This window comes from Dyadobacter sp. CY347 (assembly GCF_021502655.1).
Taxonomy (GTDB): Bacteria; Bacteroidota; Bacteroidia; order Cytophagales; family Spirosomataceae; genus Dyadobacter.
In genome coordinates, this window is sequence record NZ_JAKFFT010000006.1 from 124,247 (window position 1) to 150,281 (window position 26,035).

Sequence of the window (26,035 nt, forward strand, 5' to 3'; positions counted from 1 at the left end):
TTTATGTTTTTGCTTGCTTACAAAAATAAAAGTTTGCCCGATAGGACATGCAAATTAATCACGGGAGGATATAAAATTATTGGCAATCCTACTCAGCCAGCATTTCGGCAAGGACACCTTCTTTTAATGCATAACTTGAAATTTGTATCTGCTTGATTCCGTAGCTTTTAAGTACATAATCAATAAGGCAAACGGCAACTACGATCATGTCCACACGCAGTTCGATCATGCCCGGGATTTGCATTCGTTCTTGGTGGTTTCCGGTGAGAATGAGTGCATATGCCCTATAAAATTCTTCCAATGGTAACCGGAAATCGGTTTGATTTTTGGGAGGCCTTTCATTCGTGCGGAACTGGAAGTCAATGTCCACCAGCGTGTCGAATGTCCCGGAAGATCCCACCAGCTTATCGGGAGAATACTGGTGGACTGCATTGGCCAGCGGAATCAGTTGTTCTTCAAAATAATTGTAAAGATTTTTCCTGTCGCCCTGCGAAAGCGGATCATTGCGCATGAATTTTTCCATCAGCCGCTGCCCGCCGATCTCGAAACTCTGTTTCCAGAAAATCTGTGATTTGTTGCCAATGATAAATTCCACGCTTCCGCCGCCAATATCCATGATCAATGACGGTGAATCGCCAAGGTCCGCACCGCGTCTGACGCCTTTGTAAATGTATTCGGCTTCGCGGTTTCCGTCGATAACTGTAATAGGAATGCCTGTGTTGGAAAGGATTTCAGCACAAAATTCTGCCTGATTTTCGGCATTCCGGATTGCGCTGGTGCCAAAAGCGAAAGTCTTCTCCTTAGGAACATTAAATTCATCCAGCTTCTCCCGAAAGTATGTCAGGACATTCAGTGCACGCTGCAATGCTTCCTGGGTAATGATCTTTTGGTTGATTCCCCCTAAGCCGATCCGGGCGGGCCTGCTTTCGTGAAAAATATTGGTGACTGCATCTCCATTTTTATCTACAATGAGCAGGTGAAAAGTGTTTGTTCCTAAGTCAATAATTCCCAGTCGCGAGCTCATATAGGGCGTTTAATCGGTTAAAAGCTTTTTCCTCAATGCAATGATCACAAAAATAACCTAATAATAATGACTTATTTCTTGATTTTCTGTTTGATAAAGCTTTTCTTTGCAGTCCGATTTCAGAAACCAATTCAAAGAACATTACATTTTATAAGCATGCTGATTATAAACATTAAAGACAACGAATCGATTGACCGCGCACTTAAGCGTTACAAGAAGAAATTTGAAAGAACTGGTACTATGCGCCAGCTTCGTGCTCGTACTGCTTTCGAAAAACCATCTGTAAGACGTCGTTTCGAAGTTTTGCGTGCCGTATACAAAGAAAAAACTTACGGTCATTTAGAAGACTAGTTCCTGGAAATGGTGTTCTGAAAGATTTCGACAGGATTATTATATCCATATCATACGTTGAAAGGGCTGCTTGTTAAAGGCAGCCCTTTTTCGTATGTTGCTGATATGATTACGTCATTTATTGATTTTCTGAAATTCGAAAAACGCGCCAGCGTTCATACCGTTAAGTCTTACCAGACGGATTTGGACCAGTTTCAGAAATATCTTTTATTTCAATATGAGCTGGATAAGCCGGAAGAGGCCAAGGCTCCCATGCTTCGCTCCTGGATTGTGAGCTTGATGGAAGAAGGCATGAATCCATCGTCTATTAATCGTAAAATAGCTTCACTCAGAACATTTTATGGGTTTTTGAAAAGGAAAAAGGTTGTTTCCCTAGACCCTACCAAAATTCTTTCGGCGCTTAAAACGCGAAAAAAGCTGCCTGCCTTTGTTGAAGAGAAATCCATGGAAACGCTGTTTTTGCCGGAAACTTTCACCGAGGATTTCGAGGGTGTCCGTGACCGCACCATTATGGAGTTGTTATACGGAAGCGGGATTCGGCTTTCGGAACTTGTGTCGCTTGAAATAAAAGATCTTAATCTTCCCGCCAGGACCATTCGTGTAATTGGGAAAAGGTCGAAGGAGCGGGTTGTTCCTATTTCCACATCTCTGGCAAATTTGCTTTTTCAATATCTGACATTGCGGGCGCCGGAAGAGGACACGCAATGTTTGATCTTAACAAATTCAGGCAAAGCGGTTTATCCGGTATTTGTACAGCGAACTGTTGAAAAATACCTGTCTGCTGTAACCACATTATCACAAAAAAGCCCGCACGTGCTGCGCCATACATATGCCACACATCTGCTCAATCGGGGTGCGGACCTGAATGCAATTAAGGAGCTTTTAGGTCATGCGAATCTGGCTGCAACGCAGATTTACACCCATAACTCCATCGAAAAGCTCAAAAAAACGCATCAGCAAGCCCATCCAAAAGCCTGAAACCGATTTTTTAGAAGTATATTTGCCTTGATTGCAGTTTCCAGAATATAATTTTGTCACTCCAGTATGAATAACAGTTTCCAGGACGCGGTTGTAACGAAGTACAATATATTTAATAGTCTTTTTCTGAGTTTGCCCTATCGCGGTATTTTTCAGACGGGATCGTTACTCCCCATACTAACGCAGCAAAGTGAGATCGGATTTCAGGAAGGAAAGACGCCCCGGGAGATCATAGAGCACTTTTTTTCTGAATTACTAGAAACTGCCACATCCAAGGAAAGGGCAGATCTGCTCTTTGCATTCATCCAGTACATTGAACGACAAGTTGTACTTTTCGACTCTGTGGAAGATGCCGCATTTGACCAAACCCATGACCTGACGGGCAAAGGATCAGTTAATTATTTGACAGACCGCCTGGATAATGATGAGCTCCGGAAAAAGCTGCTAAACAAGCTCGAAGATTTCAGCGTTAGGATCGTGCTTACCGCGCACCCAACGCAGTTTTATTCGGGTAAAGTGCTGGGAATCATCAATGATCTGGAAGATGCGATCAAAGAAAACGACTTCACGGAAGTAAACCAGCTCCTCCTGCAACTAGGTAAAACAGCATTCATTAACCACGAGAAACCCACGCCTTTTGATGAAGCCGTGAGTCTTTGCTGGTTTTTAGAAAATGTATATTATGACGCCATTCCTTCCATTCTCGAAAAACTGATCAATGGCCTGGGCATGAGCGTGCACGATTGGCCTTATCCCAATGTGTACCGACTGGGTTTCTGGCCAGGCGGCGACCGCGACGGAAATCCGTTCGTTAATCCGGAAATTACACTCCAAGTTGCTGCAAGGTTGCGCGAAACACTTCTGAGAGGTTACTATCGTGATCTGAGACAATTGAAGCGCCGACTTACTTTCAAAGGAGTTGACGAAGCGATCAGCTTGGCGGAACGCAAGATGAACAGCACGATTTTCGGGCCGTTTGAAGAGGGTTATGCCAATGCGCAGGAATTAATCGACGAATTCCTGAAAGCGCGAGAGGTTTTGGTTTCCAAGCATCAGGGCCTTTTTGTAGAGCTGCTTGACAATTTTATCCTTAAACTGAACATTTTTGGATTCTTCTTCGCAAGTCTGGACGTGCGCCAGGACAGCCGGAAGCATGGCAAAGCCTGGGAAGATATCCTAAAAAGGCTTGAAAAGAAGATTCCTTTATTAAAATATAGCGATTACGAGGGTTGGGATGAGGCTAAAAAAATCGACTTGATACTCTCGCTGAACATTCCATTGCGGGATGAAGATTACGAAGATGAGCTGACCAAGGACATTTTGGGTTCGATCCGTGCCATTAAAACCATTCAGGCACAGAATGGTGAAAAAGGCGCTCACCGTTACGTCATCAGCAATAACACGTCTGCATTGAATGTAATGCAAGTGGTTGCGCTGGCTAAAAATCTCATTGCTGATGAAAGCGGAAAACTTGCGCTGGACGTGGTTCCGCTTTTTGAAACGGTGGATGACCTGGCCAATGCGCCGGAAATCATGCGGACATTGTATCAAAACGAGTTTTATCGCAATCATCTGCAAAACCGCGAGAATCACCAAACCATTATGGTTGGCTTTTCTGATGGAACAAAAGATGGCGGTTACTTGCGTGCAAACTGGTCTATTTACCGTGCAAAAGAGGAATTGACGAAAGTATCCCGTGAATTTGGCATTAAAGTCACATTCTTCGACGGTCGTGGAGGGCCTCCTGCGCGCGGCGGTGGGAATAACCACAACTTTTATTCATCGCTAGGAACGGACATTGAAGATAAAGAGATTCAGTTAACAGTTCAGGGGCAGACAATTAGCTCCAATTATGGAACAGTAACCACTGCCATGTATAACCTGGAAAGGTTGTTTACGGCAGGGCTTGAAAATCACTTGTTCAGAGGAAATCGCGTTGAAGATGAGCTCAATGAGGAAGATAAAGTGCTGATCGAAGAGATGGCATCATTGGCTTATGACTCGTATCTTGATCTCAAAAACCATCCGATGTTTGTTAAATATCTGGATAAAAAGACGCCATTGCGTTTTTATGGTCAAACCAACATTGGAAGTCGTCCTACAAAGCGTGGAAATGATGATGAAGGTTTGAAATTCGAAGATTTGCGTGCGATACCATTTGTGGGTTCATGGGCGCAGATGAAGCAGAATGTACCGGGTTTTTACGGATTCGGAACCGCGATTGAACAAATGTCGAAAGACGGTAAGAAAGAGACTATCGTGCAATTGTATAAAAAATCATTGTTTTTCAGGACATTGATTGAAAATTCGATGCAGTCCTTATCCAAAGCATTTTTCCCAGCCACGAAATATCTGCGTGACGAACCGGATTACACCGAGTTTTGGGATAAAATGTACAACGAGTTTTTATTAACAAGGGATCAGCTTCTTGAAGTTTCCGGACAAAAAGAGCTTCTTGACAGCAACAATGTGACCAAAGTTTCCATCAAAACGCGTGAGCGGATCGTCCTACCATTGATCACAATCCAGCAATATGCATTGCAAATGCTGGCAGAAGATCCCAAGAATCTTCCGGTTGATGTAGAAACATACAACCAGCTCATCATGCGAGCCATGTTTGGGATTATTAACGCCGCGAGAAATTCGGCCTAGTTTTTAAGAATATGATTTAAATGCTCCTGATCACTTTTGGTCGGGAGCATTTTTTTTGATGGTTCAACCAACCTGTTGCAATATCAGATGACAGTCATTAATCAGTTCGTCAGAGATGTCGTTTTCTTTTTGGATGCACCAGTATTTTTGTGTGAAACTTGCCGTTTGTTAAGCGAAGGGTGTCAGGTAGATTACTATCATCTTTTACGCCACACACGACCATCGTAAAGTTAAACTCGCCGAAGATCTCACCGGTAGCCATGTTTAAAGAATTGATCTGCAAATAACTTTCACTCTTTGGAAGTATCTTGAACGTATCTCCCGGCTGATCATCATAAATTTCAGAATCAAGTCTGGCACGTACTTTACCATTGTCTATGCAAGATTCGTTTTCCTCCGAGGTCAGCAAATATTTTCCTTGGCTAAGCGGAATCTGATCAAAAAACAGAACTTGCTGTTTATATCCATTCGAATCGAATGAATTCGAAAACATATATGCGGTTTTACGGGAACAGAGCGAATCAGTATTTTCCGAGATTCCCGCGTAGACGGACTGGTAAGCATTGTCATATAATTTGCTCCATTCTGTTCCACTCATATTAGCCTCAAAATATCCCCATGACATTCCCGCGTTTCTGTACGGAGTGTAAATCTCACAAGCATTGCTTCCGATCATTAGAATAAAGAAAGTTAAACTTTTGAATGATTTCATGGCGCAATTATCTTGATATAAGCACTCGCTTTGTTTCAATATTTTTGCCCACCATCAGTCTGATGAAATAAATCCCGGATGGAAACTTCCTCGCGTCCCACTTCGTACTGGTAACACCATTTGGTTTGCGCATTAGATAGCTATCCGAAAGTGTTTGGATTACGGAGCCGGATTGATCCAATATGTCAAGTTTGATCTCAGCATCTGATATTGTTTTGTAATTTATGCGAACCTCATCTAAGGCTGGATTTGGAGTTGCTTCAAGATGTAAAAGACTTTGAGAAAGAGAATCCGTTTCAACCACGCCAGTCTTGTAGGGATTGGGCATCTGTGATGTAACAGCAATAAATGCAGAAACAGATTTACCATTTCCTGTAACCGTTGCTTTAAACCAGACTTTCTGAGTTTGATAGAAATTCCATGTAAAAATGTCCGTGGTAGTATTGGAAGGAAGATAATTAATCCCATCATAGCTATAATGCCAGATGACCGAATATGGTGCAGATCCACAACCGTATGTCAACTCATAGCTTTTGCCACCGGGTGCCGTTACAAAAGTTGGCCCGTCAACGTAAGCAACGAAAGGTGGATTGGGATTAGGTCTGAAAGCGCTTACTGTGGGATGGGACTCGGTGATCCTTTTAGCATTGTTTTCATTATTTGTTCCCGACGGCTTTCCTCCAACTTGTATATTAGGATTGGAAAAATTTAAAAGACGGTTTTGGGCTTGTGGATCAGATATCGCCTTACCAACCATCATTGTTCGGTCTGTAACTATACCAAGGCCATTTTTGATACAATATGCTTGGGCATATGCAGGCGAACCAGCTGTGTCTTCGTGGCGGCAGCCATAAAGATGCCCAATTTCATGGGCAAATGTTTTTCTTGATGTACATGACCATATTTCTACAATTGCATATGATCGGTCGTTTTGAAGAGTAACTGTGCCCGAGCCGCCTTGTGTGTTACCACTTGAATAAACAGCATCTGTAAACAACACAACTATGTCCGCCTTATATTGATTTCGGAGGTTTTGAGCAACAGGATTTATGATTAGATTTTCGAGATCATCGTTTAAATTTAGGGTTTCAGTAACATTCAATGGTGCGGCACCGGCCAATGTTAGCACAGCATTACTGGTTATGCCACTGTTGTATATTGTACTATTAAATTGAGCGACTGACAAATCTGCCCAATTAACTATTGCAGCAGTACTACCAGCCAGCGCAAACGCCTTCGGCGTGTACAACACAAGCACGCGCGGGCTAATGAGTGGTTGGCAGGGATTCATCTTGGCACTTGCGTCAATGGGTGGAGCTTGCTTGGGTTCCTGCGCAGCTATTCTTCCGTTTGTAGGATGATCGTTCGTAGTAACGCAGCCGACGTCGTCGCCATTCGACATGTCAACTTCCTGCAAACAATACAAACCATCCGGTGCAGGGAAAATCTCGTAAACGCCATCCGGCGTCGATAGGTGTGCGGTGATTCTTCCTGCTTTTGACAGAATAATGACCGTTCCACGATTGTCATCTGTTTTTCCAAACCATTCAGAATCAGTGGCCGAATAGTATTTTACCTCGCTTGCTTCTGCAATGATAGGCTTGTCTTTTCCCGGAATTTCCAATGTGAGAATCCCTTCTTTCTGCGCGGTTGCGAGTGGATTTAAATTGATAAAGTGATAGTTTGAAATATTCGGATTCTTTTTCAAACGGGTAATATAAGCGGTCATTTCCGGGTTGTCCGGAATACTATTAATTGGAACTGGTTCTATGAATTTTTGTAGTTGGCCAAAGACTATCTTGCTGCATAGCAATGAAATAAGCATACATAGCGCATAGTTTCTCAATGGGAGGGTAAATAGTTTTTGCATAGTGTATGTATATAATTGAATGTTTCGATCCACCGAATGTTACTTTATTTCCAACCCTAACAAAATAATTCTATCATCCAGTTATCCTGGTGCTGGTGTCGTTTATTTATCGGTATGGTGGCCCGCGTGCAGAGAAAATTATCTGTAATTTTCTCTGCAATTATTAGTAGACGAATAGTTGAAGGGACTTATAATTGGTGATATCAATTGCCCAAAGCTTCAACGTAACCTATCATGACGCATCATTCTGATCAGCGTGCCTATTTTTTTAAGATAGACACGACAATCAAAAAAATCCGAAATGCTTTACAAAAACAATTAACGGAGGCTGGTTTTGACCTTACAGTGGACCAGTGGGTGCTTATAGATCACATTTTCAGAAGGCAGGGAATTAGTCAGAACGAGCTTGCTGAGCTTACGTTTAAGGATCCGCCTACTGTTACGCGGATTATTGATCTGCTGGAAAAAAAGGGTTTGGTAGAACGCGGACCGGCGGCCGGTGACCGAAGGAAATTTAACCTATTCCTTACCAAATCGGGCGAATTAACCTATAATGAAGCATTTCCTATCGTAGCAGACATCCGCAGAAAGGGTTGGGGAAGTCTGAATGATTCCGATTATCAGCATTTTGTCCGTATTATGGACTCGATTTATCAGAATTTTACCTGAAATAGAAAAAAATAAATTTTTTTTATTGTAAGTGGGAGAATAACAGCTGATTGCGTTATGCTCCCATTTTTGTTTTAAACCTTTGGCAAATCATTGCATCTAAACTACGTTGACGGCAATATTTCTGGCGCGTTACAACGTTAAGCCTGCCGCCTGCATCTGTATTTTATAATCAATATTTACCAATGAAAGCCATGAAGAAAATTATTTTGAGTTCCCTGCTTGCCATGACCGTTTTATTCCCTGCTTTTTCGCAAATCAAATATGAACAGCAGATTGTTGCGCCTAGGATAGAAGTGGCAGGTTTTGCCGAGCTGGAAATTGTGCCCGACGAAATTTATTTTAACATTTCACTTCAGGAATATTTTGAAGACGAAAAAAACCAGAAGAATAAGGTCATTATCAGCACTTTGGAGAAACAACTCCTGAAAGCAATTGCGGATGCAGGACTTCCGAAAGAAGCGCTGTCTGTCAGTGACTTAGGTGGTTATCAAAATTACACCGACAAGAAGAAGAAACCGGCAACATTCCTGGAAAGCAAGCAGTATGAGCTGAAAGTGAGCAGCGTTGAAAAGCTGGACGGCATTCTGTCAAAAGTGGAGAGCCGTGGCGTTCAGTATGCAAATGTGGGCCGCGTTGACCATTCGAAAAGAGAAGAATTAAAGAAACAGGTTAAAATCGATGCGCTGAAAGCAGCCAAAGTAAAAGCTGAATATCTGGTTGCTGCCTTGGACGAGAAGCTTGGTAAGGTGCTTGAAATTAAAGAACTGGATGAGAATCTCTATTTCCCTCAGCCTGTTTTTGCCAAGGCCAATGTGAGAGCTTTTGCACAAGCCGAATCGGCGGATGCAGTTGTGGATAGCGATGTGCAATATCAGAAAATCAAGATCAGCTACCGCATGCAGGCGGCTTTCGAGATTAAGTAAGCATTCATTGTGAATGTGGGCATAGTTTTTTCAGAAAACGATTTAAGTTTCGTTAAATTTAATCTCAAACTAAGTAACTGGAAATCATGAGCATAAACTCAAAACACCTTGCCACATTTATTCTTGGAGCAGCCGCAGGAGTGGCCGCGCATAAGTATCTTCAAAGCGAAGAAGGCGAAAAGCTTTTGGAAGACCTGAAAACAAAGGCTAACAATTTCAAAGCCGATGCAGAAGGTGCAATCGATAAAGCTCCTGAGTATTTTGATGAGTTGAAGAACAAAGGTGCGGACACGCTTAAAAGCAGCTTCCCGGATGCAGAAAACTTTTTTAAAGAGCTTTATGAGAAATTCGTAGGCGGTAAGGGCAGCCCGGAAACAGCAACGCCTCAAAACACACCCACGCCTGATCCCATTTCATAGCTAATAATATAATGACCTAAATGGCCGAAGAGAGTTTTAACTCTGTTTGGCCATTTTTGTTAGTAAATGGTTGAGTTGAGCATGTTGCAGCAGCATAATCGTCTTGGCATCTTTGATCTCTCCCGACCTGACCATATTCAATGCTTCCTCGAATGGCAATTCCATAACCTCAATGTTCTCCTGTTCCTGCGCACTGCCGCCGCCGGCACTCACTTTCATATCGTCACTGTATGCTGCTACAAAAAAGTAGAGGATTTCTGTAACCGAACCAGGCGACATATAGGCTTCGAATATTTTTTCGACCGCATGGATCTTATACCCAGTTTCTTCCTCCGTTTCACGCTTAATGCAATCTTCCGGGTTATCGCGATCTAAAAGTCCCGCACATGCTTCGATCAGCATGCCGTTCTTGTTCCCATTCACATAAGTTGGCAGTCTGAATTGCCTTGTTAGAATAACTGTTTGCTTTTCGCGATTGTAAAGCAGGATTACCGCGCCATTTCCTCGGTCATAAGCTTCTCTGGACTGCGTTTCCCACTGTCCGTCGGCGCGTTGATAGTCAAATGTGTATTTTTTTAGTGTATACCAATTATCTGATAACATTTCATCAGCTACGATGCGAACACGGTCATTTTTCATTCTGATTAATTTTGATCTGTTTTGATTATTATTGATCAAAAGTAAGCAAATGATTGTAGACGTCAAATATTGGTCACCATCATCCAGGAATAAAAAGCGAAAACTAAGGAGTGAATTATTAAACGGCGTGCTAACTTGTCGGCATGAATGAGATCATGAAGCCAGCGCATTACTGGATTGAAAAATATGCCTTGCTCCCGCACCCTGAGGGCGGTTATTACGCTGAGACTTATCGAGCTGCGGAAACAATTCCTCTGCAAGCTTTGCCCAAACGTTTTACTGGTGAGCGGTCTTTTTCAACCGGCATTTATTTTCTGTTGGAAAGCCATAATTTCTCTGCATTTCACAGAATTCAATCAGATGAAATGTGGCACTTCTATGCCGGAGATGCATTAGATGTTTTCGTGATCAATGAAGAAAGAAGAGAAATCCAGGTGATCAAGCTGGGCAATAACCCGGAAAATGGAGAAACTTTTCAGGCAGTGGTTCCGGCGGGAGCATGGTTCGCGTCACGACCTGCAAAAGGAAGTGCCTATGCGCTGGTTGGCTGCACAGTTGCACCTGGCTTTGATTTTGCAGATTTTGAAATGGCCGAAAGGGCAGCTTTACAAATGCAGTTTCCTGAATTTGAACAGATAATCCAGGAACTGACAAGAGTTTAAATGTCGCGGGAAATGATTAATTGACGCGCAACTTTGCCCAGTAAGGTTTGCTCACAGTCTTATCCGGAAACACAGCGTAAACTTCATACTGACCAGCCGCAAGATTTGCTGGAACAACATATCGGCCAACCGGATAACTTACGCCGGCAGTAGCCCAATTTACAACGGCTAAGGCTGGTTTGAGATCTACGCTTGTCGCGCCGCTTCTCAAACGCAATGTGGGCAGTTTCGCTACGTCAAAGTTCGAGTTTGAGGCGCCGTATTCCACCGGTGAGGGCTTTACATAAAATGTATCACCCTTTTTGAATGTGAGTGCTTCAACATTCCTCGTCAGCGCCAGGGTTAAATCGCCTTTCCAGATCGACTCAATGCCTTTGGTTGTAGCAACATTTGAAACGTAAATAGCGCCTTTGCCGATCTGTTTTTCGCCTTCATGAAAAGTAAGCAGATAGGAGCCGTCAGGTATATTGGCCGGAAATTTTTCCAGATTCAGGTTGGTAGCGCTTACATATTTTAGTGCAGCGGTAACCGGTGTTTTTACGTAGTCGTTGGTAAATCTTACCGTGTATTTTGTCGAAGGAAGGAAATATCCGCCGCTTATAAATACAGAGTCTCTGGTTGCATAAACAAACTTCGAGTCGGGAATCCTTGAAATAGGCTCTCCACGCGTAAAGGTCACCCCGTCAAACTTGATAGGCTCCTTATCCGCAAAAAGCACTTCCAAAGTAACAGGCTCCGGGCCTACCAGCTTATCCACTGATTCAAGCACAATATTGTCCTGATTCTGATAGTAGGTTGTTTGGGCGGTGAAACCGGTTTTAGGATTTGTGGCCTTGATAATGGGTGCCGACTGACCGGGGCGGGCGGGAATTGTACCAATGCCGGAGACAAATTTCAAAGGCGTCTTAAAGCCGTTCGTATTGACTGTAATGGTCTTTGTCAGCAACTCGACCTTAGGGGCACCGGCGATTTCAAAATAGACTGTAAATGTGCCCGCAAACTTATCTTCCTTATCACGTAATGTAAATGACAGCGGCTGGTTTCCTTTGAAATTATAGTTGATAATGCTGTCTGCTGAGGCTTTTCCGAGGCTGTCGATAAGCACGACATTCTTGTTAAGAGACATTTTCACCTCTGCCGAATTGCTTACATATGACTCGGGCAGGCTTATCTGATAGTTCTTCGTTACAGAATCAAATGTGATATTTTCGGAGCCGGGGACATCAAATGATCTTAAAAACTGGATCGGAGTGAAGGCTGCGCCGGTGTCCGGATCAGGCCCAAGCTCCTTTGAGTCTTTTTTACAATTTGATAAACATGCAGCAGATATAAATAGTAGTAGGAATGTGATTTTTTTCATAACAAATAAAGCAATGCTCAAGAGTAACGCTCAAAAGCGCTGAAATATTAGTATCCCAGGCTGGTGTCGTCACCTCTCGGATCAGATCCACCTTCGAGCGAACCGTCCGGCATCACAAGGATGCAATCCATCCGGCCAATTGTATTGCGTTGCTGTTCAAGCTTATAACCTTTATTCTGTAATTTTTTTATAGCACTTTCTGAAAATGCATTGGCCTCAAAAGTGGTTACATCAGGCAGCCATTGATGATGAAATTTTAATGCATTGACCGACTGCTGCATGGTCATGCCGTGTTCCAGCACATTCAGGATGGTTTGATAGACGGATGTAATAATCGTTGAACCGCCCGGTGTTCCGACGACCATAAGAAGCTTCCCGTCCTTCTCTATAATGGTTGGTGTCATGGATGAAAGCATTCTTTTGCCCGGCGCAATCGCATTTGCCTTATTACCGATCAGCCCGTACATATTCGGCGCACCGGCTTTAATGCTGAAATCGTCCATTTCATTGTTCATCAAAAATCCACCGCCTTTGACAACAACTCGGCTTCCATAACCACCATTCAGCGTCGTTGTGAGGGAAACAGCATTGCCTTCTTTGTCGACGATGGAAAAGTGAGTGGTTTCCAGGCTTTCATATCCGGGGAAAACGCCGCCGCTGATGTCCTTGCTATCGGTTGCTTTTTCCCAGTTGAAGTCATTCCAGCGCTTGCTCAGGTAATCTTTGCTGATCAATGTTTCTACCGGCACTTTTACAAAATCCGGATCTCCCAGAAATTTGGCCCGGTCGGCATAAACCCTGCGTTCCGCCTCGATCATGACCTGAATGGTGGAATCGCTGTGCCAGCCCCATTTTCGTAAAGGATGCTGCTCGGTCAGGCGCATGAGTTGCAGCAATGCTACGCCGCCGCTGGAAGGTGGCGCCATGGTGATCACTTTATATTCTTTGTAATTTTCGGTAATTGTTTCCCGCCATTGTGCTTTGTAGTCGGCAAGGTCCTTTTTGCTGATAATCCCTTCCTTATTTTTATTGATATCTTTTACTAAAAGCCTCGCTGTCTTGCCCTTATAGAAACCATCATGGCCTTTTTTCTGAATGCGGCGCAAAACTTTGCCCAGATCTTTCTGAACCAGCAGGTCACCGGCCACCCAATCTTTCCCTAATGGATTGATAAAATATTGAGTGCCCGGATTTAATGTTAAAACGTCTTTTTTAATAGCATTAAGGCCACGCGCTTCCCGTTCCGTTTGCACCACGCCATTTTCAGCAAGGTCAATCGCTGGCTGAATAAGTTGTTCCCAGGGCAGCTTTCCATGTTTTGCATGCGCTTCCGCCATGCCAGCCACCGAACCCGGAACACCCGAGGCGAGCCTGCCGAGGATGCTGGCGTTTGCAATAACGTTGCCGTCCTTATCCAGATACATATCCGCATGACCTTTTGCAGGCGCTTTCTCACGAAAATCAATGCTGTAACTCTTGCCTGTTTTATCTCTCAACACCAAAAATCCCCCGCCGCCCAAATTCCCGGCGGACGGATGAACGACAGCCAATGCAAATTGAACGGCAACCGCCGCGTCAACTGCATTGCCTCCTGCCTTCAATATTTCAACACCAACTTTGGAAGCCTCCGGATGCGCCGTGGCCACCATGCCATTTTTTGCAATGACCCCCGGTCTGTCGCTGAAAAATGGTTTCTGGTTAGGGTCATCGGAAAGAAATTGATAAAATCCGGTAGTTTCCTTAACAGGTGTTTGCGCAACCAGAAATCCCGGGAAAATACAGTAGGCAAGTGCAAGATTGTAGCGAAATGTCATTGTAGGAGTGTTATAGTTCTGTTTGTAATTTATCAAATCAATCACTTTATCTTGCCTTTTGTAACAATTTATTTCTAAGCCTGACACTTTACAGTTAACTTTTGGTTCGAAAGGAACATTATATTCAAGGGCGCTATGAAATTTTTACGACAGGTTTTAGAAAGTTTCCGTTTCGCCTGGCAGGCGCTCAAATCCAACATTACCCGCACCATTCTGTCGCTACTGGGCGTAACCGTCGGGATTTTCGCAATTGTGGCCGTTTTTACCATTGTCGATTCCCTTGAACGCAGCATTAAAGATAGTATGAGCTTCATTGGTGATAAGGTTATATATGTGCAAAAATGGCCCTGGGGCTTTGGCGGGGAATATCAGTGGTGGAAATACTTTCAATGGCCCGAGCCTACTTTTGCTGAATATAAATTCCTTTATGAGAATCTGGAAAGTGCCAGCGCCGTGGCTGTGATGGATTTTCGGGGCAGTACCACATTAAAAAATGGTTCCAACAGCATTGTGGCGCAGATTCAAGGCGTTTCTTACGAGTACAATCAAATCTCAGATATTCCCATCCAGGACGGCCGCTATTTTATTCCTCTTGAAACAAATAATGCACGAAATGTGGCCATTGTAGGCGCAGATATCGCAACCGCGCTTTTTCCCGGGCAGGATGCAGTAGGAAAAGCATTCAAATTAGCCGGAAATAAATTTACAATCGTTGGCGTGCAGGTCCGCAAAGGGGAAAGTCTGGTGGATTTCGGAGGAAGTCCGGATAAAAACTGCATTATTCCATTTGCCTCATTTTCTAAGCTCTTCCAGTCGGGGCGCCGCAGTGCCGACATTGTGGTCAAAGGATTTCCCGAAGACGAAGGAATGAAGGAAGTTGAAGCCGAAATTACAGGCTTAATGCGAACGAAAAGGGGCATTAAGCCGCGTGACGGGAGTAATTTTTCCCTGAACCGCCCCGAAGCTGCCGCCGAGGCAATCGGTCAGCTTTTTGCCGTCCTAACTATTGCAGGCTGGGTTATCGGGAGCTTTTCTATCCTTGTAGGAGGTTTTGGGATAGCCAACATTATGTTTGTTTCGGTCAAAGAAAGAACAAATCTGATCGGCATTCAGAAATCCCTGGGTGCGAAAAATTATTCCATCCTGTTCCAGTTTCTCTTCGAAGCCGTTATGCTGAGCCTGGTGGGCGGATTGGTTGGCATATTTTTAGTATTTCTTCTTTCGTTCATGCCGATGGGCTCATTGCAGATCCTGCTGACACCGGGTAACATTATACTTGGTCTGGGCGTTTCGAGTGTCATTGGTGTATTGTCGGGAATTGTGCCTGCAATGCTCGCCGCGCGCATGGATCCGGTTATTGCCATTCGGGCAAAATAATAACTAGGAATAATCAAACTGTTTTGCGAAGTTCGCTGATATCAATAAACTCAGAAAAATACTGTTATGCGTAAATGGGTCATATTTGCCATATTTCTGGCCGTCATTTTTGGAATCCTCTATTACCTTACATTCGGCTATTATAGTGAAGGAAAACGCGGAGGTTTTATCACAAAACTGAGCAACAAAGGATATTTATTTAAAACATACGAAGGCGAGCTGAGAATGGGCGGCCTGTACGAAGGCGACGGAACCATGAATTCTTCGGAATGGGTGTTTTCGGTAAGCGCAAAAAATAAAGATGCGATCTCAAAACTTGAAGAGGCGATCAAGAACGGACAGCGCGTTTCGCTCACATATGAAGAAAAGTTCTTTACGCTGCCATGGAATGGTGACACCAAATATTTCGTGACCAATGTGGAAGTGCTGGAAAACGTGCGTTCAAACCAGTTACCACAACCACCACCATCCAATTTGCCTGCTCCAACGGATATTGATACGAATAAGGTTCTTTAAGGAAACACCGCCGGAGGCTATCCTCCTGCTTTTTTTGCCTTATAACCCTTGCCAACCAGCCAGTTAATCACCTTATCGCGGTGGTCGCCCTGGATTTGAACTTCCTGATCTTTTACGGTTCCTCCGCTTCCGCAAAGGGCTTTTAGTTGTTTGCCCAGTGCTTCCATATCAGCAACGGTGCCGATAAATCCTTTTATAATCGTGATCACTTTGCCGCCTCCCTTGCGGTCCAGCCAGATCCTCAGATCTTGTTGTGCTGGTGGTAATGTATCCGGTTCGTCGGCTCCGGAATCGTTATATTCGAAGTCAGGGTTTGTGGAATAAATGACTCCTGTGCGGTTCTTTTTTGACATCAGACAATTACTCGCAGGCTCTGCGGTTTAATTTTAACTTCTATCCTGGTTGTATTAAGCTGAAATGGTTCTCCGTCGTAATGTATCATCGGTGGCACTTCCGTTTCAACTACGGCTTCGGTCATATGCTGGTAATCAATATAACGCGAAGCCTTCATTTGCTTGGTGAAAAGTTGATATGCCAATGATGTGCCATACCATTTTGGAAACGGCTTAATGGTGCACACATCGAGCAAACCATCTTGTAAACTGGCCTGAGGCGCAACCCAGGCATTATTTCCGAACTGACCTGCATTCGCAAATGATAAGGAAAACGCGTTGGTTTCTACACCATTCAACCGGAATTTTTGCGGCTTATAACTCCAATAAGACTGAAACGAAACATTAATATAAGTAGCTAATCCTCGCTGGTTCTGCTGTCCGAACAAATGTCCCACATAAGCATCAAAGCCCATTCCGGCTGTGCAGAAGAAGGGAATGTCATTGATTTGTGCGCTGTCGATCGTGATGATTTTATTTTCAAAAAGCCTTTTCAGAGACGCCTCTAATGTAAGCGGAATACCCAGGTGGCGCGCCAAACCATTGCCTGAACCAAGCGGAATGATCCCGATAGGCTGCTGCGTGCTAACAAGCGGCTGAGCGATTTCATTCACCGTGCCATCGCCGCCCACGGCTACGATGGCATTCCAGGGCTGCAAATCCAGGTTTTCTTTTACTAATGTTGTTGCGTGCGCCCTTTCTTCAGTAAACAGTATTTTGGCCTCCGCCCCGTTTTTTTGTGTAAACGCTTCAATGGTTTGTTTCACCTCAGCGGCGTTTTTACCAATCGAAGTGCCGGAATTGGGATTTAAAATAAACAGGTAGGAAGGCTTGTTCACAGGTCAGGCGAAGAATAGGAACAAAATGAGCAGAAAAACGACAATGAACAGGTAATATAGCCCGTCGATAAACGGGTATTTCTGACGGTCAAGCTTATTAAATATATCGTCGAACTTACTCATTCTGATATTTCTGATTTGGATTTTTTGTTTTGCAACCGCTTCCCTTCGTTCTTTCGCGTATATTTAAAATCAGGAAACGATTTACAAAAATCCGCAAAAATTATGAGAAACCGGCTCTTCACCCTGATCCTGATCACGATTTCAATGTTTGCAAAAGCGCAGACTCCGAAAGACAAGGAAACCATCTACGGAACCATGAACCGGCAGATGGCCGACTGGAACCGCGGCGACATTGACTCTTTTATGAACGGTTACTGGGAATCGGACTCGCTGATGTTCGTCGGTAAGGCCGGCATAACTTATGGCTACAAAGCTACGCATGAAGGTTACTTGAAGCGCTATCCGGATCGTGCGACGATGGGAACATTGAAATTTACTTACCTGAACCTCACATTTCCAGGAAAAGACGTTGCATTTCTGGTTGGGAAATTCCACCTGACCCGGCCCGAAAAAGGCGACATTGAGGGACATTACACATTACTCTGGAAAAAGATTAATGGCAAATGGGTAGTAATCTGCGACCACACCAGCTAAAAAAAATTGCCCTGCCTTTAAAGGCAGGGCAATGGAGTTATGAATTATTGTTTTATAATTAATTATAGCTTTTTAAATTTCAAAAGCGCATTTACGGCGGGTTTAGTCGCATCTGTCTCCGTATTAGCAACTACCGTTAATTCAGTTGATGTTTGTGTGAATTTAAAATCCTTGCTTGTTGACCCGCTTTTAAGATTTAGCATATCTCCATTCACTTTCCATGTTGATCCATCTCCAACTGGCGCTAGCTGACTGATTGCGAGAACAGCAACAGGACAATCAGCAGTTGTCAATATATTATCTGATTTAAAAGTCAGTTTTAGATCGAGGTAACAAGGTGCTACTGTTGGTAATTGGCTTAATAGTGGAAGTGTTCCGGGAGTTTCGGCGCTGACCGAGGTGAGTTGCCAGATTCCAACGATCGGATTGTCATCTACTTGCGGATCGGGTTCTTTTTCATCATCCTTACAAGCTGTGAAGACGAAGGACATAATCATGAAAGTCAAGAGGGTAAATTTGCTTAATGCTGCGTAAATTTTCATAGCCGACCGAATCGTTGTTTAGTTTCGTATAATGTTAAGTCTAACGTCCAAACTTACTGGAAAAATGTTTTCTCAGGAAATATTTATGTGTTAACGTGACGAATTGATACTTGAAGCTGAAAATGAGGCATTAACGATTTATTTGGTCAAAAAAACACGCAGCAAATCTTCGGCAGCAGAGTCAGGAAGTTCCCTTCCTTCGCGAACGGCGTTTTCTAATGCTGCAAGCCTGGTTTTTATCATAGGATCATTGAAAAAGCGGTTTTCCAATGATTGCCTGATCCGATCGTGCATCCAGTTCAGGTTTTGGTTCTGCCTGTTTTGATCAAAAAAACCATTTGCCCTGGTCGTTTGCTCGAAGTTTTGGATCAGCTTCCAGATCGTTTCCATTCCGTTTTCTCGCAATGCAGAGCATGTGAGCACTTCTGTCGCAAAACCGGAATCAGCTTTTGGAAACAAATGCAAAGCATTCTGATACGCCGAAACAGCGAGGGCAGCTGCCTGCTCATTATTCCCGTCCGCTTTATTGATCGCAATGGCGTCCGCCATTTCCATGATCCCCTTTTTTATTCCCTGCAATTCGTCGCCTGCGCCAGCCAGCATCAGGAGCAGGAAAAAATCCGTAATGCCTTTGACTAATGTCTCAGATTGTCCAACCCCTACGGTTTCAATAAGGATAATGTCAAAGCCAGCTGCTTCGCAAAGCAACATGATCTCCCGCGTGCTCCGGGCGATCCCTCCGAGAAACAAACCCGTTGCAGAAGGTCGAATGTAAGCCTTCGGATTAAGCGAAAGCCTTTCCATGCGCGTTTTGTCACCCAAAATGCTTCCGCGGGATTTCTGGCTGCTCGGATCCACTGCCAACACGGCGACCTGCTTTCCTAAGGACGTCAGATAAGTGCCGAAAGATTCGATAAATGTGCTTTTCCCAACCCCCGGAATACCGGTTATCCCGATCCGCAAAGCATTACCCGAACGGGGCAGCATCTTTTTCAGAATAGCCGCTGCCAGTTCCTTGTCTGCCGGCAAGCTGCTTTCCGTGACAGTAATGGCCTGGCTCAACATGATCCGGTCACCGGCAAGAATTCCGGCTGTGTAATCTTCAACGGAGAGACGCTTGCGCATGGCCTTTTCTGGGATGTAACCGGTAATATTTCAAAGTAACTATCGGTTAGCAAAAATGAAACTTTTTATATTAAAAAAGGCGAAAAGCCGTATATTGCTCGTTTACAAACACATATTTTTCAAATTTTATCAATAGAATGAAAATATCCATATTTCGTCTGAGCTTGTTTTTTATGGCAGGTCTTGGATTTTTTAACGCCCACGCACAAGAGCAGGAGAAGGTGAAATACGATTCACACGTGCTTTTTCACCCATTATTTAATTTCCAACCCGGTAACGAATACCGAACAGGCAGCGGTTCTCCCGGTTCGAAATACTGGCAAAACCGCGCCGACTACAAGATCAATGTTACGCTCGACGAGGCCAAAGGGATGGTAAGCGGCGATGTGGAGCTGACCTATAAGAACAATAGTCCGGAATCACTTGAATTCATCTGGCTGCAACTGGATCAGAATGCATTCAATGATCAATCACGCGGTGGAAAAACGACTCCGGTGACCGGCGGAAGGTTTGGTAACACAGGTTTCAGCGGAGGCGATTCGATCAGAACGGTCACTGTTCAACAGGGAAAAGGCGGTTTTGTGGAAGCAAACTATAAAATCACGGATACACGCATGCAGGTCAGGCTGGCGACGCCTGTGAAACCGAATGGTGATGTGATCAAAATTAAAATTGCTTATTCTTTCAAAATCCCTGAATACGGCTCCGACCGTATGGGAACATTGGAAACGAAAAACGGAATCGTTTACGAAATGGCGCAATGGTATCCGCGCGTGGCCGTGTTCGACGACATTGAGGGCTGGAATTTGCTTCCCTACCTGGGTGCAGGCGAGTTTTACCTCGAATATGGAGATTTTGAATACAATGTTACCGTGCCCTGGGACCACATCGTTGTTGGTTCAGGCGAATTGCTTAACCCAGGCGAAGTGCTTACCGCAGAACAACGGAAAAGATTGGCCGATGCCGCCAAAAGCGACCAGACAGTCATGATCCGCAGCGCCGAAGAGGTTACCAACCCTTCAACAAGACCGAAACAATCGGGCACGCTTACGTGGCGTTTCCGTTGCTTGCAGGCACGCGACATTGCATGGGCAACTTCCAAAGCATTTGTTTGGGATGCAGCCAAAATGAACTTGCCGAAAGGAAAAACAGCCTTAGCGCAATCGGCTTACCCGGCTGAGGATGGCGGATTGGACGGCTGGGGCCGCTCGACGGAATATGTGAAGGGTTGCATTGAATTTTATTCTAATTATGTGCACGAATACACTTACCCGGTTGCAACCAATGTTGCGGGGATCGTAGGTGGAATGGAATATCCGGGAATCGTTTTTTGCAGCAGCAAAAGCCGTAAGGATGATCTTTGGGGCGTTACGGACCACGAATTTGGCCATAACTGGTTCCCGATGATCGTGGGTAACAACGAGCGCAAATATGCGTGGATGGATGAAGGATTTAATACATTTATCAACTTCCTGTCCGCGGATAACTTCAATAATGGTGAGTACAAAAGCTCGCAAATGAATGATTTGCAGCGTCTTGCACCCATTATTTTCCGCCCGAAAGCCGATCCTATCATGACTATTCCGGATGTGGTGCAGGCCGTGAACCTGGGGTGGGAAGCTTATTACAAGCCAGCGCTCGGTTTGAAAATGCTCCGTGAGCAGGTTTTGGGCAAAGAGCGTTTTGATTATGCATTCAAAATATACGTGCAGCGCTGGGCATTCAAGCATCCGACTCCTTACGATTTCTTCCGCACGATGGAAGATGCGGCTGGTGAAGACCTTGGCTGGTTCTGGAAAGGCTGGTTTTTTGAAAACTATAAGCTGGACCAGGGCGTGAAAGGCGTGACTTATGTTGAGCAAAACCCGCAAAAAGGTTCTTTCATCACGATTGAAAATCTGGATCAATGGGCTATGCCAGCAAAAATTGACATTGAAGAAGTAAGCGGCAAGAAAACGCGTGTGGAATTGCCGGTTGAGATCTGGCAGCGCGGCGGAAGCTGGACGTTCAAGGCGGCTACGCAGCAGCCGATCCGGTCAGTGACCATTGACCCTGAACATAACCTCCCCGACATTAATCTTGAAAACAATGTCTGGAAGCCAGCCGTGTTTTCGGAACCGGAAGTGAATTAAGCTTTTATAGCAGAAAAAAAATGCCCGCATTGATCAGATGCGGGCATTTTTTGTTTTAATCAATTAAATATCAGATCGTGATCAGCATGGCTCCGTAAGAATAGCCTCCGCCGAAAACGGTAATAACAATGTTATCGCCTTTTTTGAACTTGTCCTTATTCTCCGACAATGCAATTGCGCAACCCGCGCAGCCTGTATTTCCCAGATATTGAATGTTGGAAATCAGCTTTTCAACGGGAATGCCTAATGTATTGATAACATTTAGACTAATGCGGTGGTTGGCCTGATGCGGGATCAGATAATCCAGATCGTCGATCGTTAATCCGCAAGCCTGTAAAACCTGCTGGCTGACCTTTGGCATATATAGGCAGGCATTCTGAAATACGTCCCGACCGTAAGGCATGATCACACCGCGATCATTAGGCCGCAACACAACTGCTTCAATGGCTTTTCCGCTCGTAGCAGCACCGCCGGTGATCAGTTTTTTGATCTCCATGTCCGAATCCGTCTGGCGTTCTTTTGAGATTAAAAGAGCCGAAGCGCCGTCTCCCCACAAATGCCCTGAAACCGTGTCCATTTCATTATAATAAGCCGTGTTATGGTCCGAAACCACAACCACCGCTTTGGAAGCTTTGCCTAGTGCAAAATAGCCTTCTACAATCTCGATCGCATTCAATAAGGAAGAGCAAGCAGAAGAGATGCTGACAACCGGGATGTCGGGAATTTGGAGCTGGTGCTGAACCGCGTGCGCCAATGTAACGATGGTGTCATATGGCGTATAAGTTGCGCCGATAATGAGGTCAATCTCGTTTTTGCTGTAAGGGATATTTTCAAGTAAGGCCTCCACTGCTTTCATCGCCATTGTGGAAGTATTTTCTTCCGGAGAACACTTACGTCTTTCTGAAATTCCTGTGCGTTCTACAATCCACTCGTGGGACAGATTGTTAATATTTGTAAAATATTCATTACCAATAACTTCGCTTGGTAAATAATGACTAACTGTATTAATATACATGATTGAGAAGTTGACTTCGCAAGCTACGATTCTTTTTAATTCCGAAAGTTAAATATTTCGTAGAAATCGTAGTACTTAATATTTGAACAATTCAATAATAAGTTTATAAAATTATACTAAATGGTAAACGCGGGCAAACAAATGCTAATTTCCGGACAAAGCTCGGTAAAATGCCAGAAGTGTTCTTTCTTCCGAAGCCCAGTTATACATTCTTTCAACTGATCTACGACCATTAATCCCCATCCGGATGCGTTGCTCCGGATTTTTAATCAGCCATTGCAGCTTGTCGCTCAGCGATTCCGCATGATATGGAGAAATACAAAAACCACATTCCGATTGTTCAACAACATTCCGGTATAAAGGAAAGTCGGAAGTGATTACCGGCAATTTCAAAGACATATATTCAAATAATTTCGTCGTGTACGAATCCGGGTAATCTGCAACAGGCTTTAATAAGGCAATTCCTGCCATTGCTTTACGGGCATATTTGAACATTGTTTTCTGGTCTGCATATCCATAAAAGGACAGATTTTCGGCAACCTCCTGATAACCGGGTAGTTTTTTGATTTCATTTTGGGAAATCCGTACGCTGCCAAACAGATGCATTTTGAAGTCAGGATAAGCCTGCTTCAATGTTGCCAAAGCTAATACGAGCGTATCAAAAGATCGTTCCAGGGAAATGACGCCCATGTAAATGAACTCCGGAGCTCTGCTTTCGACCGGTACGCCGGCTGTGTACTGATCTGAAAATGAGAGTAGTGCGTAATTGCGGACTACGGCTGACGGATAAGTCAGTTTGTCATATTCCTTCAAATATGCGTCTTCGGACAGAATCAGCGCAAAATGCTTTCTAGCATAATGATCGAAAAGTTGAAATAGCTTTTGAAACAGAATGCTGTTGTTAAAGGTTTTGATGCTGAACTTCTTAAAAAGATTTTCCTGGACCTCGTAAATCACATTTGCCCCCAACCATTTGAATAACAATGCAACCGGAATGAGCTCAGGAACAAAAATGTGCACCAGATGCGGCCGGAGGCGCAGGCATTTAAATAAAACTAATGTGTGTGAAAAAAGCAGGCGCATGTAAAGACTCTGAAATGCAGGCAGCCAGATCATTGTAATGGTTTCGCTCGAAGCATTGGGCATGGCATGCGGCAGGACGCAGAAAACCTCGTATTCCTTTGCAAGCGAAGGCGCGATTTTGTACAAAATCCTTGGATCTGTGGCCGGATGAACGGTGCTTAATAGCAAAACGCGTCTCCTCATGATGCGCTTACAATGGCAACGCCCGATGAAGTTCCTATGCGCTCCGCCCCGGCCTCGATCATGGTAATGGCCTGCTCTTTCGTCTTAATCCCTCCGGAAGCTTTGATCCTGACATGCGGCGGAAGGATTGAGCGCATTTTATGAACGATTTCAACGTCAGCGCCTTGTGGGGCGAAACCAGTTGAAGTTTTTACAAAATCCGCATTGGACTCTGCGCAAATTTCACACGCCGTATAAAGGTCAAAAGAATCCAGATAAGCGGTTTCAATGATCACTTTAATGATGGCATGATGTGCATGTGCCAGTTCCGCAATCTGGGTCAGTTCCTCGCGGACGCTGAGATAGGCCATCGATTTAAATTGCGAAATGTTCATCACTACATCCAGCTCCGTCGCGCCATTTTGCAGGGCGTTATTCGCTTCAAAAACCTTTGTCGCCGTTGTTGAATAACCAAAAGGAAACCCGATCACCGTGGCTATTTCAATCTTAATCGGGCAAAATTCAAGCATTTCCCTGGTGTAGGCCACATAAGCAGGCGCCACGCAAACCGCCTTGAACTGATGGATCCATGCCTCCTCACACAATTTCCGAATGTCTGTTTCACTTGCATTGGCAGTGAGCAAAGTATGGTCAATGTAAGCGGAAAGCGATGTCATAGGATCTGGCAGCAGCAATGTTAAAAAGTAAAAACCCCGTCGGGTCGACAGGGTTTAAGCAATCATTTATCCAACAAAATTATTTTTTGCTTTTCTTTTCCTGCTCAGGGGCTTCGGCAACTTCTTCTGCCACAACTTCCGGAGCTTCTTCTGCTGCCGCTTCTTCGCCGGATTCCTCAGCCGAAGCAACAAACAGTTCAGGCGTATATTTTGACAATAAATTATACCAGGAAATGATCTTCTTAATGTCGGAAACGTAAACTTTTGACCTGTCGAAGTCAGGAAGGATTTTGTTCAAAAACTCGATCAGCTCTTTGTCTGACGCAGTTTTAGGCTGCAAAGTAACTTCTTCGCCATGCTCTTCACGGATCTTCAAAAAAACGTCTGCCAATGGAGCTGATTCTTCTTCCCCGTCCGTAAAAATTGAAACGTCTTTCAAAACAGAAACACGTGCAGTTGGCCCGATCAACGTTTTTTCGCGCTTTTCATCCAGACTTTCTACGATGACACCCGCACGGCTAGGTTTAAGAATGCGGAACAATCCGCCTTTTCCTGAAACATTTGCTATTTCTTTCAACAAATCCATTCCTGTTGACTCTACTTTTTCACTCATCCTTTCTTACTAATTAGTTATATCTTAATAATGATTATGTTGAATGCGATGACCACCTCAATTTTGCGCAAAATAACGGAAAGATTGAGCGTGAAACAACCTCTGGTTTACTTTGTCCTTTCAAACGACTGATTATAAGTTTCTATTGCCTCCAGAATCGGATCGCGGCCTTCGTTTTTTTCTGCCGATGTAATGAACATTGGCGGCACTTCCTCCCACACTTCGGCCAGTTTTTGCCTGTAAGCTTCCATCATGTTTAGCGCCTGGTTGGGTTTGAGCTTGTCGGCTTTTGTAAAAATAATATGGAAAGGGATTCCGGCCTCGCCTAGCCCGGCCATAAATTCAAGGTCCACAGCCAGCGCACTATGCCGGATATCGATCAGTACAAACGTGCAGACGAGGTTTTCGCGGTTATGCAGGTAATCGCCGATCATTTTTTCCCATTTCTCACGCTCAACTTTGCTCACCTTGGCATAACCATAACCCGGCAAATCGACCAGATACCAGGATTCGTTGATAAAATAATGGTTAATAAGCTGTGTTTTACCTGGTTGCTGGGAAGTTTTCGCGAGCGATTTCTTCCCAGTCAGCATGTTAATGAGTGACGATTTCCCGACATTGGAGCGCCCTATGAAAGCATATTCGGGCAAAACGGGATCAGGACATTTCTCATAATCCGAATTGCTCATTACGTATCTTGCTTCCTGAACTTTCATGCTTTTTTGACGTTAATATTAATGCGAAGTTACTTTATCTTTTTTTACTAACCTCAAATGCCAACCTCTGGCGTTCAAATGGTGGTAAGGATTGGATAAAATAAAACAATAGG

The 26,035-nt window shown here is 44.2% G+C and carries 26 protein-coding genes; 11 read left to right on the plus strand and 15 right to left on the minus strand.

Annotation, left to right across the window (positions count from 1 at the left end; genetic code table 11):
- Positions 1-88: 88 nt before the first annotated feature.
- Positions 89-1,024, minus strand: a complete 936-nt coding sequence (locus L0659_RS15520) for a phosphatase (protein ID WP_235127332.1) — start codon at positions 1,022-1,024, stop codon at positions 89-91.
- 156 nt (positions 1,025-1,180) lie between these two features.
- On the opposite strand from L0659_RS15520, the gene rpsU reads away from it, so the two are divergent.
- From rpsU to L0659_RS15535, 3 genes are all read left to right on the plus strand, one after another.
- Positions 1,181-1,375 (plus strand): 30S ribosomal protein S21, encoded by a 195-nt coding sequence (rpsU, locus tag L0659_RS15525; RefSeq protein WP_026629542.1) that lies wholly within the window; start codon positions 1,181-1,183, stop codon positions 1,373-1,375.
- A gap of 105 nt (positions 1,376-1,480) precedes the next feature.
- The gene (locus tag L0659_RS15530; RefSeq protein ID WP_235127336.1) at positions 1,481-2,353 is read left to right on the plus strand and encodes a tyrosine-type recombinase/integrase; all 873 of its coding nucleotides are present in this window, start codon (positions 1,481-1,483) and stop codon (positions 2,351-2,353) included.
- 66 nt (positions 2,354-2,419) lie between these two features.
- Complete coding sequence (locus L0659_RS15535) at positions 2,420-5,005, plus strand: phosphoenolpyruvate carboxylase (protein ID WP_235127338.1); 2,586 nt, start codon at positions 2,420-2,422, stop codon at positions 5,003-5,005.
- A 109-nt stretch (positions 5,006-5,114) separates the two neighbouring features.
- Here L0659_RS15535 and L0659_RS15540 read toward each other — a convergent pair whose 3' ends face one another.
- Positions 5,115-5,717, minus strand: coding sequence for a hypothetical protein (locus L0659_RS15540; protein ID WP_235127340.1), 603 nt, complete (start codon positions 5,715-5,717; stop codon positions 5,115-5,117).
- Between the two features lie 7 nt (positions 5,718-5,724).
- A complete protein-coding gene (locus tag L0659_RS15545) occupies positions 5,725-7,446 on the minus strand; it encodes a M12 family metallo-peptidase (RefSeq protein ID WP_235127342.1) in 1,722 nt (573 codons plus the stop codon).
- Between the two features lie 375 nt (positions 7,447-7,821).
- Between L0659_RS15545 and L0659_RS15550 the strand changes: the two genes are divergently transcribed.
- The 3 genes from L0659_RS15550 (at position 7,822) to L0659_RS15560 (ending at position 9,601) form a co-directional block, all read left to right on the plus strand.
- Complete coding sequence (locus tag L0659_RS15550) at positions 7,822-8,256, plus strand: MarR family winged helix-turn-helix transcriptional regulator (RefSeq protein WP_235127348.1); 435 nt, start codon at positions 7,822-7,824, stop codon at positions 8,254-8,256.
- A gap of 194 nt (positions 8,257-8,450) precedes the next feature.
- Complete coding sequence (locus L0659_RS15555) at positions 8,451-9,182, plus strand: SIMPL domain-containing protein (protein ID WP_235127349.1); 732 nt, start codon at positions 8,451-8,453, stop codon at positions 9,180-9,182.
- Positions 9,183-9,268: 86 nt separating this feature from the next.
- Positions 9,269-9,601: a YtxH domain-containing protein gene (locus tag L0659_RS15560; protein ID WP_235127350.1), complete on the plus strand. Its 333-nt coding sequence runs from the start codon at positions 9,269-9,271 to the stop codon at positions 9,599-9,601.
- A 36-nt stretch (positions 9,602-9,637) separates the two neighbouring features.
- Here L0659_RS15560 and nudK read toward each other — a convergent pair whose 3' ends face one another.
- The gene (gene nudK, locus L0659_RS15565; protein WP_235127351.1) at positions 9,638-10,240 is read right to left on the minus strand and encodes a GDP-mannose pyrophosphatase NudK; all 603 of its coding nucleotides are present in this window, start codon (positions 10,238-10,240) and stop codon (positions 9,638-9,640) included.
- A gap of 155 nt (positions 10,241-10,395) precedes the next feature.
- Here nudK and L0659_RS15570 point away from each other — a divergent pair, with 155 nt between their 5' ends.
- On the plus strand, positions 10,396-10,902 hold the full coding sequence (locus tag L0659_RS15570) for a cupin domain-containing protein (protein WP_235127445.1): 507 nt from the start codon (positions 10,396-10,398) through the stop codon (positions 10,900-10,902).
- Positions 10,903-10,918: 16 nt separating this feature from the next.
- On the opposite strand, the gene L0659_RS15575 is transcribed toward L0659_RS15570, so the two are convergent.
- Both L0659_RS15575 and ggt read right to left on the minus strand, forming a co-directional pair.
- The gene (locus L0659_RS15575; RefSeq protein ID WP_235127354.1) at positions 10,919-12,262 is read right to left on the minus strand and encodes a hypothetical protein; all 1,344 of its coding nucleotides are present in this window, start codon (positions 12,260-12,262) and stop codon (positions 10,919-10,921) included.
- A gap of 47 nt (positions 12,263-12,309) precedes the next feature.
- Positions 12,310-14,076: a gamma-glutamyltransferase gene (gene ggt, locus L0659_RS15580; protein WP_235127355.1), complete on the minus strand. Its 1,767-nt coding sequence runs from the start codon at positions 14,074-14,076 to the stop codon at positions 12,310-12,312.
- 135 nt (positions 14,077-14,211) lie between these two features.
- Here ggt and L0659_RS15585 point away from each other — a divergent pair, with 135 nt between their 5' ends.
- Both L0659_RS15585 and L0659_RS15590 read left to right on the plus strand, forming a co-directional pair.
- Positions 14,212-15,453 carry an ABC transporter permease gene (locus L0659_RS15585; RefSeq protein WP_235127360.1) on the plus strand — a complete coding sequence of 414 codons (1,242 nt, stop codon included), beginning with the start codon at positions 14,212-14,214 and terminating at the stop codon, positions 15,451-15,453.
- 66 nt (positions 15,454-15,519) lie between these two features.
- The gene (locus L0659_RS15590; protein ID WP_235127362.1) at positions 15,520-15,969 is read left to right on the plus strand and encodes a hypothetical protein; all 450 of its coding nucleotides are present in this window, start codon (positions 15,520-15,522) and stop codon (positions 15,967-15,969) included.
- 17 nt (positions 15,970-15,986) lie between these two features.
- Here the strand turns inward: L0659_RS15590 and L0659_RS15595 are convergent, their stop codons facing one another.
- Both L0659_RS15595 and L0659_RS15600 read right to left on the minus strand, forming a co-directional pair.
- Positions 15,987-16,322, minus strand: coding sequence for a translation initiation factor (locus L0659_RS15595; RefSeq protein ID WP_235127363.1), 336 nt, complete (start codon positions 16,320-16,322; stop codon positions 15,987-15,989).
- Positions 16,322-17,200: a diacylglycerol kinase family protein gene (locus L0659_RS15600; protein WP_235127365.1), complete on the minus strand. Its 879-nt coding sequence runs from the start codon at positions 17,198-17,200 to the stop codon at positions 16,322-16,324. The genes L0659_RS15595 and L0659_RS15600 overlap by 1 nt, the downstream gene beginning before the upstream one ends.
- Positions 17,201-17,425: 225 nt before the next feature.
- Here L0659_RS15600 and L0659_RS15605 point away from each other — a divergent pair, with 225 nt between their 5' ends.
- Positions 17,426-17,857 carry a DUF4440 domain-containing protein gene (locus L0659_RS15605; protein WP_235127367.1) on the plus strand — a complete coding sequence of 144 codons (432 nt, stop codon included), beginning with the start codon at positions 17,426-17,428 and terminating at the stop codon, positions 17,855-17,857.
- Between the two features lie 62 nt (positions 17,858-17,919).
- Here the strand turns inward: L0659_RS15605 and L0659_RS15610 are convergent, their stop codons facing one another.
- A complete protein-coding gene (locus tag L0659_RS15610; RefSeq protein WP_235127368.1) occupies positions 17,920-18,399 on the minus strand; it encodes a lipocalin family protein in 480 nt (159 codons plus the stop codon).
- 138 nt (positions 18,400-18,537) lie between these two features.
- Entirely contained in the window at positions 18,538-19,524 is a 987-nt protein-coding gene (gene meaB / locus L0659_RS15615; RefSeq protein WP_235127370.1) for a methylmalonyl Co-A mutase-associated GTPase MeaB, read from the minus strand.
- 137 nt (positions 19,525-19,661) lie between these two features.
- On the opposite strand from meaB, the gene L0659_RS15620 reads away from it, so the two are divergent.
- Positions 19,662-21,656, plus strand: a complete 1,995-nt coding sequence (locus L0659_RS15620) for a M1 family metallopeptidase (RefSeq protein WP_235127372.1) — start codon at positions 19,662-19,664, stop codon at positions 21,654-21,656.
- A gap of 70 nt (positions 21,657-21,726) precedes the next feature.
- Here L0659_RS15620 and L0659_RS15625 read toward each other — a convergent pair whose 3' ends face one another.
- The 5 genes from L0659_RS15625 to yihA all read right to left on the minus strand — a co-directional run bounded on the left by L0659_RS15625 (position 21,727) and on the right by yihA (position 25,922).
- Entirely contained in the window at positions 21,727-22,671 is a 945-nt protein-coding gene (locus L0659_RS15625) for a 3-oxoacyl-ACP synthase III family protein (protein WP_235127379.1), read from the minus strand.
- Positions 22,672-22,815: 144 nt separating this feature from the next.
- The gene (locus tag L0659_RS15630) at positions 22,816-23,937 is read right to left on the minus strand and encodes a glycosyltransferase (RefSeq protein ID WP_235127380.1); all 1,122 of its coding nucleotides are present in this window, start codon (positions 23,935-23,937) and stop codon (positions 22,816-22,818) included.
- Positions 23,934-24,593 (minus strand): deoxyribose-phosphate aldolase, encoded by a 660-nt coding sequence (deoC, locus tag L0659_RS15635; protein ID WP_235127381.1) that lies wholly within the window; start codon positions 24,591-24,593, stop codon positions 23,934-23,936. Before deoC ends, L0659_RS15630 begins: the two co-directional genes overlap by 4 nt.
- Before the next feature lie 79 nt (positions 24,594-24,672).
- Positions 24,673-25,206 carry a DUF5606 domain-containing protein gene (locus L0659_RS15640; protein WP_235127385.1) on the minus strand — a complete coding sequence of 178 codons (534 nt, stop codon included), beginning with the start codon at positions 25,204-25,206 and terminating at the stop codon, positions 24,673-24,675.
- 107 nt (positions 25,207-25,313) lie between these two features.
- Positions 25,314-25,922 carry a ribosome biogenesis GTP-binding protein YihA/YsxC gene (gene yihA / locus L0659_RS15645; RefSeq protein ID WP_235127387.1) on the minus strand — a complete coding sequence of 203 codons (609 nt, stop codon included), beginning with the start codon at positions 25,920-25,922 and terminating at the stop codon, positions 25,314-25,316.
- Positions 25,923-26,035 lie beyond the last annotated feature (113 nt).

Coding starts and splice junctions, on each gene's coding strand:
- L0659_RS15520 (WP_235127332.1), bottom strand. CDS start 1,024: ATGAGCTCGCGACTGGGAATTATTGACTTAGGAACAAACACTTTTCAC.
- rpsU (WP_026629542.1), top strand. CDS start 1,181: ATGCTGATTATAAACATTAAAGACAACGAATCGATTGACCGCGCACTT.
- L0659_RS15530 (WP_235127336.1), top strand. CDS start 1,481: ATGATTACGTCATTTATTGATTTTCTGAAATTCGAAAAACGCGCCAGC.
- L0659_RS15535 (WP_235127338.1), top strand. CDS start 2,420: ATGAATAACAGTTTCCAGGACGCGGTTGTAACGAAGTACAATATATTT.
- L0659_RS15540 (WP_235127340.1), bottom strand. CDS start 5,717: ATGAAATCATTCAAAAGTTTAACTTTCTTTATTCTAATGATCGGAAGC.
- L0659_RS15545 (WP_235127342.1), bottom strand. CDS start 7,446: ATGACCGCTTATATTACCCGTTTGAAAAAGAATCCGAATATTTCAAAC.
- L0659_RS15550 (WP_235127348.1), top strand. CDS start 7,822: ATGACGCATCATTCTGATCAGCGTGCCTATTTTTTTAAGATAGACACG.
- L0659_RS15555 (WP_235127349.1), top strand. CDS start 8,451: ATGAAGAAAATTATTTTGAGTTCCCTGCTTGCCATGACCGTTTTATTC.
- L0659_RS15560 (WP_235127350.1), top strand. CDS start 9,269: ATGAGCATAAACTCAAAACACCTTGCCACATTTATTCTTGGAGCAGCC.
- nudK (WP_235127351.1), bottom strand. CDS start 10,240: ATGAAAAATGACCGTGTTCGCATCGTAGCTGATGAAATGTTATCAGAT.
- L0659_RS15570 (WP_235127445.1), top strand. CDS start 10,396: ATGAAGCCAGCGCATTACTGGATTGAAAAATATGCCTTGCTCCCGCAC.
- L0659_RS15575 (WP_235127354.1), bottom strand. CDS start 12,262: ATGAAAAAAATCACATTCCTACTACTATTTATATCTGCTGCATGTTTA.
- ggt (WP_235127355.1), bottom strand. CDS start 14,076: ATGACATTTCGCTACAATCTTGCACTTGCCTACTGTATTTTCCCGGGA.
- L0659_RS15585 (WP_235127360.1), top strand. CDS start 14,212: ATGAAATTTTTACGACAGGTTTTAGAAAGTTTCCGTTTCGCCTGGCAG.
- L0659_RS15590 (WP_235127362.1), top strand. CDS start 15,520: ATGCGTAAATGGGTCATATTTGCCATATTTCTGGCCGTCATTTTTGGA.
- L0659_RS15595 (WP_235127363.1), bottom strand. CDS start 16,322: ATGTCAAAAAAGAACCGCACAGGAGTCATTTATTCCACAAACCCTGAC.
- L0659_RS15605 (WP_235127367.1), top strand. CDS start 17,426: ATGAGAAACCGGCTCTTCACCCTGATCCTGATCACGATTTCAATGTTT.
- L0659_RS15610 (WP_235127368.1), bottom strand. CDS start 18,399: ATGAAAATTTACGCAGCATTAAGCAAATTTACCCTCTTGACTTTCATG.
- meaB (WP_235127370.1), bottom strand. CDS start 19,524: ATGCGCAAGCGTCTCTCCGTTGAAGATTACACAGCCGGAATTCTTGCC.
- L0659_RS15620 (WP_235127372.1), top strand. CDS start 19,662: ATGAAAATATCCATATTTCGTCTGAGCTTGTTTTTTATGGCAGGTCTT.
- L0659_RS15625 (WP_235127379.1), bottom strand. CDS start 22,671: ATGTATATTAATACAGTTAGTCATTATTTACCAAGCGAAGTTATTGGT.
- L0659_RS15630 (WP_235127380.1), bottom strand. CDS start 23,937: ATGAGGAGACGCGTTTTGCTATTAAGCACCGTTCATCCGGCCACAGAT.
- deoC (WP_235127381.1), bottom strand. CDS start 24,593: ATGACATCGCTTTCCGCTTACATTGACCATACTTTGCTCACTGCCAAT.
- L0659_RS15640 (WP_235127385.1), bottom strand. CDS start 25,206: ATGAGTGAAAAAGTAGAGTCAACAGGAATGGATTTGTTGAAAGAAATA.
- yihA (WP_235127387.1), bottom strand. CDS start 25,922: ATGAAAGTTCAGGAAGCAAGATACGTAATGAGCAATTCGGATTATGAG.